The 9,060-nt window shown below is 67.2% G+C and carries 10 protein-coding genes; 7 read left to right on the top strand and 3 right to left on the bottom strand.

All coding sequences use genetic code 11. From position 1 onward, the window contains the following. The first annotated feature begins 344 nt into the window (after positions 1-344). Positions 345-1,223 carry a tyrosine recombinase XerC gene (locus tag BSZ14_RS11890; RefSeq protein WP_076711066.1) on the top strand — a complete coding sequence of 293 codons (879 nt, stop codon included), beginning with the start codon at positions 345-347 and terminating at the stop codon, positions 1,221-1,223. On the opposite strand, the gene BSZ14_RS11885 is transcribed toward BSZ14_RS11890, so the two are convergent. Then, complete coding sequence (locus tag BSZ14_RS11885) at positions 1,220-1,825, bottom strand: DedA family protein (RefSeq protein ID WP_076711065.1); 606 nt, start codon at positions 1,823-1,825, stop codon at positions 1,220-1,222. The genes BSZ14_RS11890 and BSZ14_RS11885 overlap by 4 nt on opposite strands. Positions 1,826-2,029: 204 nt before the next feature. On the opposite strand from BSZ14_RS11885, the gene lepB reads away from it, so the two are divergent. Together lepB and rnc are read left to right on the top strand one after the other, a co-directional pair. Further along, a complete protein-coding gene (gene lepB, locus BSZ14_RS11880) occupies positions 2,030-2,848 on the top strand; it encodes a signal peptidase I (RefSeq protein ID WP_076711074.1) in 819 nt (272 codons plus the stop codon). Next, positions 2,842-3,510: a ribonuclease III gene (rnc, locus tag BSZ14_RS11875; RefSeq protein WP_076711073.1), complete on the top strand. Its 669-nt coding sequence runs from the start codon at positions 2,842-2,844 to the stop codon at positions 3,508-3,510. The genes lepB and rnc overlap by 7 nt, the downstream gene beginning before the upstream one ends. Positions 3,511-3,692: 182 nt before the next feature. On the opposite strand, the gene BSZ14_RS11870 is transcribed toward rnc, so the two are convergent. Beyond that, positions 3,693-3,914, bottom strand: a complete 222-nt coding sequence (locus BSZ14_RS11870; RefSeq protein WP_042486527.1) for a hypothetical protein — start codon at positions 3,912-3,914, stop codon at positions 3,693-3,695. A gap of 138 nt (positions 3,915-4,052) precedes the next feature. On the opposite strand from BSZ14_RS11870, the gene era reads away from it, so the two are divergent. Then, positions 4,053-4,949 carry a GTPase Era gene (era, locus tag BSZ14_RS11865; RefSeq protein ID WP_042486524.1) on the top strand — a complete coding sequence of 299 codons (897 nt, stop codon included), beginning with the start codon at positions 4,053-4,055 and terminating at the stop codon, positions 4,947-4,949. A 170-nt stretch (positions 4,950-5,119) separates the two neighbouring features. On the opposite strand, the gene queG is transcribed toward era, so the two are convergent. Then, positions 5,120-6,169, bottom strand: a complete 1,050-nt coding sequence (gene queG, locus BSZ14_RS11860) for a tRNA epoxyqueuosine(34) reductase QueG (protein WP_076711064.1) — start codon at positions 6,167-6,169, stop codon at positions 5,120-5,122. 41 nt (positions 6,170-6,210) lie between these two features. On the opposite strand from queG, the gene BSZ14_RS11855 reads away from it, so the two are divergent. The 3 genes from BSZ14_RS11855 (at position 6,211) to msrB (ending at position 9,014) form a co-directional block, all read left to right on the top strand. After that, positions 6,211-7,122 carry an ABC transporter ATP-binding protein gene (locus BSZ14_RS11855; RefSeq protein ID WP_375244405.1) on the top strand — a complete coding sequence of 304 codons (912 nt, stop codon included), beginning with the start codon at positions 6,211-6,213 and terminating at the stop codon, positions 7,120-7,122. Then, entirely contained in the window at positions 7,119-8,345 is a 1,227-nt protein-coding gene (locus tag BSZ14_RS11850; protein WP_076711063.1) for an ABC transporter permease, read from the top strand. Before BSZ14_RS11855 ends, BSZ14_RS11850 begins: the two co-directional genes overlap by 4 nt. 174 nt (positions 8,346-8,519) lie before the next feature. Beyond that, positions 8,520-9,014: a peptide-methionine (R)-S-oxide reductase MsrB gene (gene msrB, locus BSZ14_RS11845; protein ID WP_042486515.1), complete on the top strand. Its 495-nt coding sequence runs from the start codon at positions 8,520-8,522 to the stop codon at positions 9,012-9,014. The last annotated feature ends 46 nt before the right edge of the window (positions 9,015-9,060 follow it).

Below are 9,060 nucleotides of genomic sequence, written 5' to 3'. Positions count from 1 at the left end.
TCCATTCCCTCCCCCATCCCCTCCCGCCTGAGGGAGGGGAGTGGCCAGAGGCGAGCGATTGCCACTCTAGAGTCGAAAACGATCAACTCTACTCAGCCCTCCTCTTCAGGGGAGGGGCCGGGGGGCGCTTCCGCAAACGAAAACGCCCATGGCGATGCCCCACCCCAACCCCTCCCCTGAAGGGGAGGGGCTAAAACCGTGCAATGCTGATCGCTTTCAACTCTAAACGGGGCTGCTTCAGCCTGAGCGAAGTCGATTGCCACGTTCCGGTCCACGCAAAATGCCTTGGGAAACGAACCGGAGGGATGGTTCAATCCGATGGCATATTCCCCTAGACCCGCTCCATGACCGCGCTGATCGCCGATTATTACCGCCACCTGACCGTCGACCTGCGCCGTTCCGACCACACGGTGCGCGCCTATGTCGCCACGGCGGAGCGGCTCTGCGGTTTCCTGTCGGCGCATTGGGGCGAGGCCATAGATGGCGCCGCCCTGGCCCGCGTGACGGCGACCGACCTGCGCGCCTTTCTCGCCGCGCGCCGGGGGGAGGGCCTTACCGCCGCCTCCACCGCGCGCGAATTGTCGGCGGTGCGGACCTTTCTCCACTGGACCGGCGTCGAGCCGCCTCCGCTGAAAGGCCCGCGCCGCAAGCGAAGCCTCCCGCGCCCCCAGTCCCCGGCCGACATCATGGCGCTGGGCGAGGACATGGCCGAGAACGCCGCCGAGCCATGGATCGCAGCGCGCGACTGGGCGGTGCTGCTGCTGCTCTATGGCGCCGGGCTGCGGATCGGCGAGGCGATGGCGCTGCCCGCCGACATCCTCCCCCTGGGCGAGACGATCCGCGTGCTGGGCAAGCGCGGCAAGACCCGGATCGTGCCGCTGCTCCCCGAACTTCGCGCCGCGATCGAGGAGTATGCGCGCCAGTCGCCCTACCCGTTGACCCCCGGCGAGCCGCTGTTCCGGGGGGCCAAGGGCGGCCCGCTATCGCCCGCGATCATTCGCCGTTCGGTGCAGGGCGCACGCGAGCGGCTGGGGCTGGGCGGGCGGACGACACCCCATGCGCTGCGCCACAGCTTTGCCACCCATCTATTGGGGCGCGGGGCGGATTTGCGGCAGCTTCAGGAACTGCTCGGCCATGCCAGCCTCAGCTCGACGCAAATCTATACCGCGGTCGACGCCGCGCACCTGCTCGACATCTACCGCACCGCGCATCCCCGTTCCTAGCGGTCGCGGCGTGGCTTCCAGGTGAAGACGCGCCAGAGATAGCCGCCGACCATCAGCACGGTCATCGCGATGGCGGCGGGGCCGACATAACGGTTGATCGCCTCGAAATTGGCGCCCAGCCACAGGCCGGCATAGGCGAGGATGGCGTTCCAGATCGTACTGCCCGCAAAGGTCCAGATCAGGAACCTGGCCAGCGGCATCCGCGTGATCCCGGCGGGCAGCGAAATCATCGTGCGGAAAGCGGGCATGAAGCGGAATACGAACACCACCCATCCGCCATGCCGTACGAAGAACAGGTGCAGCCGCTCGACATCGCGCCACTCCATCGTCAGCCAGCGGCCATATTTGTCGACAAAGGGCCGGAATCGCTCATAGCCGATATAGCGGCCGACCGCATACCAGGCATAATTCCCGATTGTCGTGCCCGCCGTTCCCCACAGGATGAGCGGGATCATCGTCATATTGCCCCGCGCGACCGCCATGCCGCCCAGGCCCATGATGACCTCGGAGGGGATGGGCGGCACGATATTTTCCAGCGCCATCAGCAGGAAAATGCCGAAATAGCCGCCCCAGGCGATGAGGTTGAGGATGAAATCGGTCATGGATGCAGGGATGTACCGATGAAGGGCGGGGCGGTTCCCCTGGGATGGATTGAGGTTCGGGGGAAAGGCCCACTATTCCTCTCCTGCCAGGGGAGGAATAGACGTAAGCACATTTCGCTTGGTGTGTTGCCGGGCGATCGAAAGAGCGCGGGTCGCCCGTTAGCGCCACTTGACGGCAAGGGCGGCTTGCGCGAACCCGTCGCGATGGCCGACACCCCGCAAACATCATCCGAAACGTCGCCCGGAAAGTCAGAGACGAAGGACACGTTGCGCTTCTTCCTGAAGCTGGCGCTGTTCGTCTTCATCCTGCGCAGCCTGATCGTCACGTCCTTCGTGATCCCGTCGGAATCGATGCTGCCGCGTCTGCTGATCGGCGACTATCTGTTCGTGACCAAGTGGAATTACGGCTATTCGCGCTGGTCCTTCCCGTTCGGCCTGCCGCTGCTGCCCGGACGGGTGCTGGGCCGTGATCCGGCGCGCGGCGATGTGGTGGTGTTTCGCTCGCCCGAGCCGGACGATCACGACGTCATCAAGCGGGTGATCGGCCTGCCCGGCGACACGATCCAGGTGCGCGGGGGCCAGGTGATCCTGAACGGCCGGGCGATCCCGAAGCAGCGGATCGCCGACTTCCTCCTGCCGCTGACCCCCAATTTCGATGCGAACAAATGCGGGCCGTTTGTCGATACGGTCGCGGGCAAGCCGGTGTGCCGCTATCCCCGGTTCCGCGAGACGTTGCCGAACGGCAAGAGCTATGACGTGCTCGACCAGGGCAATTTCCCGGAGGCCGACGATACCGGTGTCTATACCGTGCCCGCCGACCATGTCTTCCTGATGGGCGACAATCGCGACGACTCGGCGGACAGCCGCTTTGCCCCTCCGCGCGGCATGGGCATGATCCCGATGAACCGGCTGGAGGGGCGCGCCGCCGTAACCTTCTTCTCGACCGATGGCTCGGCCGAGTGGATCAAGCCCTGGACCTGGGTGTCGGCCGCGCGCTGGAACCGGATCGGAGAAGGATTTTGAGCGCCGTGGACGACTGGCTCGCCGAAATCCTGGGGCGCGCGCCGAGCGATGCCGCGCCTTTCCACCGCGCGCTGACCCATGGCAGCCAGGCGGCCGAGAATTACGAACGACTGGAGTTTCTGGGCGACCGGGTGTTGGGCCTCATCATGGCCGAATGGCTGTGGGAGCAATTCCCCGCCGAGCCGGAGGGCCAGTTGTCGCGCCGCCTCAACTCGCTGGTGACGGGTGCGGTCTGCGCCGATGTCGCGCGCGACCTGGGGGTGCGCGAGCATTTGCGGCTGGGCAAGCAGGCGCGCGACGATGGCGCGTCGGACAGCGACAATGTGCTGGGCGACGTGATGGAGGCGCTGATCGGCGCCTGGTATCGCGAGGCGGGGCTGGAGGCGGCGCGCGCCTTCATCCGCAAGTCCTGGGGCGACCGGGTCCACTCGCAGGGCAAGGCGCCGCAGCATCCCAAATCGGCGCTTCAGGAATGGGCCGCCGCGCATAACCGCAAGGCGCCCGAATATGTGGTGGTCGACCGTTCGGGGCCGCACCATGCGCCGCGCTTCACCGTGGCGGTGCGGATCGGCCGCACGGCGGAGGTGACCGCGACGGGTGCCAACAAGCAGGAGGCCGAGACGGCCGCTGCGAAGGCGATGCTGGCGAAGTTGAAGGCTTGAGGTTTTCCCTTGGGCTTCGACTTCGGCGCTATGCGCCGAAGTTTATCCTGAGCGGCTGGCTTGCCAGCCAGCCGAAGGGCTCAGCCTGAACGGAGGGTGGGAGGTTCGGCTGTCCTTCAAATCAGCCGTTCAGCCTGAGCGAAGTCGAAGGCCACGCCCCCGACCTCGCCCAGAAACCGAAATTACCGCCCCTTGGCGGCCGCCGCCTGCTTCTTGGCCTGCACCTTGGCCCGGTGATGACCGATCGCGCAGCCCGCGGCGGCACCCAGCACCGCATGGCCCTTGCCGACGAAATGTCCGCCGACGCCGCCCACGGCCGCGCCCTTCAAGCACCCCTTGGCCGAGGCCGGGCCAGCGACGGTCAGCAGCGCGGCGGCCGACAGGGCGGTGAGAAGGGTCTTCATTACGTCTCTCCTATCACTCGAAATCGTGGCCGGAAAAATGCGCGCGGGGCCGTGGCCGTTCCGTGATCCGACCATTACATTGTGTCCATGTGGGCGGACCGTTGCGGGAAGGGGGCGGGACCTGTACCGCTGGCGGTCATGACTGAACAACGTTGCGGCCTCGTCGCCGTCGTCGGCGCGCCCAATGCCGGCAAATCCACCCTTGTCAATGCGCTGGTCGGCCAGAAGGTCGCGATCGTCAGCCCCAAGGCGCAGACGACCCGTGCCAAGCTGCTTGGCGTCGCGATCGAGGGGGATGCCCAGATTCTGCTGGTCGACACCCCCGGCATCTTCGAGCCCAAGCGCCGCCTCGACCGCGCGATGGTCGCCGCCGCCTGGGAAGGCGCGGAGGGCGCCGACATCCTGGCGCTGGTCGTGGATGGGAAGGGCGGCATCGGCCCCAAGATCCACGCCATCGCCGAGTCGATCGCCCACCGGCCCGAGCCGAAGCATCTGATCCTCAACAAGGTCGATATCGCCGACAAGGCGCGGCTGCTGACCCATGCCGAAAAGCTGAACGAGGTCGTTAAGTTCGACGAGACCTGGTTCATCTCCGCCCAGACCGGCGACGGCCTGCCCCAGCTGAAGACCCGGCTGGCCTCGCTGATGCCCGAGGGGCCGTGGCACTATCCCGAGGATCAGGTGTCCGACGCCACCGAGCGCGCGCTGGCCGCCGAGGTGACTCGCGAGCAGCTCTATCTCCAGCTCCACGCCGAACTCCCCTATGCCAGCGCGGTCGAGACGGAGGCGTATAAGGAGCGCGAGGACGGATCGGTCGAAATCCACCAGCAGATCCTGGTCGAACGCCCGACCCAGCGCGCCATCGTGCTGGGCAAGAACGGCGTGCGGATCAAGGAGATCGGCGCACGGTCGCGGGCGCAGCTGTCCGAGCTGCTGGGCCAGAAGGTGCATCTGTACCTGCATGTGAAGGTCAAGCCGGGCTGGGACGAGGACCGTTCGGTGTACAAGGATATCGGTTTGGATTGGGTGGAGTGATTTTTGGGGTGGGGGCTCGGTGAGACACCTTTGCCCTCCCCCATCCCCTCCCGTTTACGGGAGGGGTGCGTTGCTTGGCTGATGGTCTGCATAAGCATCAGGGCCATCGCTATTTGAAGCGCATGTCGGTGACGCTTGGCACGCCCCTCCCGTAAACGGGAGGGCAGGGGCTAGGCGTCAGACCCGCCAAGTTGCCCCAAAGCCCACTCTACCGCCTCCACCACGACGGGATCATCATCCCCCAGCAACCCGCGCAACACCGGCACCAACTCCGCCGCCCCGCTATTCCCGGCCGCGATCGCGGCATTGCGCACCATCCGGTTGCGTCCGATCCGCTTGATCGGCGATCCTGAAAACACCTGCCGGAACCCCGCATCGTCCAGCGACAGCAAGTCCCCCAGCTCCGGCGCGGTCAGCTCGGCGCGGGGGTGGAAGGCCATGTTCGCCTGTGCCGCCGCCGCGAACTTGTTCCACGGGCACACCGCCAGGCAATCGTCACAGCCATAGATGCGGTTGCCCATGGCGACCCGGAATTCCTCCGGGATCGGCCCGGCATGTTCGATCGTCAGATAGGAAATGCATCGCCGCGCATCGAGTTGGTACGGCGCCGGAAACGCGTCCGTGGGGCAGGCCCGCTGGCACGCGTCGCAGCGCCCGCAGCTGTCGCGCGCCACCGCATCCGGCTCCAGTTCCAGCGTCGTGTAGATCGCGCCCAGGAACAGCCAGCTGCCATGCTCCCGGCTGACCAGATTGGTGTGCTTGCCCTGCCAGCCCAGCCCCGCCGCCTCGGCCAGCGGCTTTTCCATCACCGGCGCGGTGTCGACGAAGACCTTCAGATCGCATCCGGCCTCCTGCGCCAGCCAGCGGCCCAGCGCCTTCAGCTGGCGCTTCACGACATCGTGATAGTCCGCCCCCTGCGCATAGACAGAAATGCGGCCGATCCGTCCTTGATCGGCCAGGCGCATCGGGTCCTCGGCCGGGGCATAGCTGACGCCGAGTGAGAGGATGCTCTTCACCTCGGGCCACAGGCTCGCCGGACTCTGCCGCTGATGCGCACGGTCGGCCATCCAGATCATCGACCCGTGGCGTCCTTCGGCGAGCCACTGGTGCAGCCGTTCGACGGTCTTCGGCGCGGCATCGGCATGGGTGATGCCGATCGCGGCAAAGCCCAGTTCGGCCGCCTTTGCCTTGATCCGGGTTTCCAGCTTGTCTTGCGCCACATACGCCCGCTACCACAGGCGATCAGGGAGGGACAATCAGCGTGGAGAATCAGTGGGCGGTCACCGCCTCGGGCCTCGCCAAGCGGTTCGGCGACCGGCGGGTCGTCGACGGTGTCGACATCGCCGTGCCGACCGGCGCGGTGTACGGCGTGCTCGGCCCCAATGGCGCGGGCAAGACGACGACGCTGCGGATGCTGCTGGGCATTATCGAACCCGATGAGGGGCAGCGCAGCCTGCTCGGCCATGCCCATCCGCGCGATGCCAGCGATCTGGTCGGCTATCTGCCCGAGGAGCGCGGGCTTTATCCTGCGATGAAGGCGCGCGATGCGATCGTCTTCATGGGCGCTTTGCGCGGGCTGGACCGCGCGACGGGGCGGGTGCGGGCGGACGAGCTGCTCGAACAGGCGGGGCTCAGCCATGCCGCCGACAGCAAGATCCGCAAATTGTCCAAGGGCATGGCGCAGCTGGTCCAGCTGCTCGGCTCGGTCGTCCACCGCCCGAAGCTGCTGGTGCTGGACGAGCCGTTTTCGGGGCTCGATCCGGTCAATCAGGAACGGCTGGAGGCGCTGATCCTCGGCGAGCGGGACCGGGGTGCGACGATCCTGTTTTCGACCCATGTGATGGCCCATGCCGAGCGGCTGTGCGACCGCCTCGCCATCATCGCCGGGGGACGTCGCCGCTTCGAGGGGACGGTGGACGATGCGCGCGGCATGCTGACCGCGCGTGTGCGCTATCGCCCGCGTGACCCGGAGCGGGTGACGCCCGACCTGCTGCCCGCCGATGCGGTGCGCGAAGGCGCGGACTGGAGCTTTCCGATGCCCGACCAGGGTATAGAGCCGATATTGGGCCGCTTGCTGGCGGCGGGGGCGGGCATATTGAACCTGTCGGTCGAGCGCCCCAGCCTCCACGAAGCCTTTGTCCGCATCGTCGGCGAGCAGGAGATGGCGGCATGAGCCAGACGCGCCGCCTGATCCGCCAGACGATGACGATCGCACGCCGCGATTTCATCGCCACCGTCTTTACCCCCATCTTCCTGCTGTTCCTGTTTGCGCCGCTGATCATGGTGGCGTTCAGCACCATTGGCGCACTGGGCGCGGCGCAGGCGGCGGACCATGGCACCGACCGGGTGCGGATCGTCGCGATCGTACCCGATGCGGCGGCCCAAGCCTTTGCCGCCGCCGACCGCCAGTCGCGTACGATCTTCCGCCGGGATGAGGAGCCGCCCGAGCTGGTGACGCTGCCCCCCGCACGCGATCCGGCCGCGCAGGCGCGTGCCGCGTTCGAATCGCCCGACTATGACGCGACCGCCGTGCTCTATGGTCCGCTCGACCGGCCGACGATCCTGTACGGCGCACGTGGCATGCGCGCGGCGGATTATCTGGCGGTGCTGGCGACCGGCGCACTCTCGGCCGAGCGGCTGGGTGGCGAGTTGCCCAGGGTCACCCCGCGCAAGCTGGCCTTCTCGCGGCAGCGTGCGACGCTGGGCGGACAGAATCAGACGGCGTCGCTGGCGGTCTTCGGCGTGTTCTTCCTGACCTTGTTCCTGGCGGGGCAAGTGGTCGGCACCATGGCCGAGGAGCGGTCGAACAAGGTCATCGAAGTGCTCGCCGCCGCCGTGCCGCTGGAGGCGGTGTTCCTGGGCAAGCTGCTGGGCATGTTCGGGGTCGCGGTGCTGTTCATCGGCTTCTGGGGCACGGTGCTGGGCCAGGTGGCGAGCCTGTTGCCGCCCGCCTTTGCCGGGATGGTCGGCGAATTGTCGCCGGCGGTCGGCCTGCCGATGTTCGTCCTGCTGTTCGTCGCCTATTTCACCATGGCCTATCTGCTGCTCGGCTCGGTGTTCCTGACGATCGGGGCGCAGGCGTCGACCATGCGCGAGATCCAGATGCTCTCGCTGCCCATCACCATCATCCAGGTCGGCATGTTCACCCTGACGCTGAGCGGCCTGTCGCAGCCGGACAGCTGGCTGGCGCTGGTGGCCGAGGTGTTTCCACTCTCCTCGCCCTTTGCGATGGCGGGCGTGGCGGCGGCGAGCGATGCGCTGTGGCCGCATGCGGTGGCGCTGGCGTGGCAGGCCTTGTGGGTGGCGCTGTTCGTGACGCTGGGCGCACGATTGTTCCGGCGCGGCGTGCTGCAATCCGGGAGCACACGGCCCTTCTGGCGACGCAAGGGGGCGTAAATCCTCCCCGATACGGGGAGGTGGCAGGGCGAAGCCCTGACGGAGGGGGGCTTCGACGTACGACGTCCCTTGCGGTCCGCCCCCTCCACCACCGCTTCGCGGCGGTCCCCCTCCCCGTGCCGGGGAGGAACGAGTCGGGCTTGCCGGTCCGCGCTGTCTTCCTATCTAGGGTTGATGACCGCATCCCCTTCTGATCGCCGCCATTTCCTGTCGCTGGTAGGGCTGGGCGCCCTGGGCGTGGGGCTGTCCGCCTGTGGGCGTCAGGCCGAGGCGGCGGAGCGTTTCCCGGTCATGATGAGCGATGCCGCGTGGAAGCAGAAGCTCGGCCCGGCGGCCTATAACGTCCTGCGGCGCGAGGGGACCGAGCGGCCCTATAGCAGCCCGCTCAATGACGAGCATCGCAGCGGCGTCTTTTCCTGCAAGGGGTGCGCGCAGCCGCTCTTCTCGTCGAAGACCAAGTTCGAGAGCGGCACCGGCTGGCCGAGCTTCTGGGCGCCCTTGCCGCGTGCGGTGGCGACGGAATCGGATCGGTCGCTGATGATGGAGCGGGTCGAGGTGCATTGCAGCCGTTGTGGCGGGCATCTGGGCCATGTCTTCGACGACGGGCCGAAGCCGACGGGCAAGCGCTACTGCATGAACGGCGTGGCGATGACGTTCCGGGCGGGGTGAGGGTTTCCCTTGGCCTTCGATTAGGTTCAGGCTGAACGGAGGTTTT

Origin of the sequence: Sphingomonas sp. Sph1(2015) (assembly GCF_001970915.1) — a bacterium.
GTDB classification, from domain to species: Bacteria; Pseudomonadota; Alphaproteobacteria; order Sphingomonadales; family Sphingomonadaceae; genus Sphingomonas; species Sphingomonas parapaucimobilis.
The sequence above is the reverse complement of the archived record's forward strand: the minus strand, read 5'-3'. Positions and strand labels throughout refer to the sequence as shown.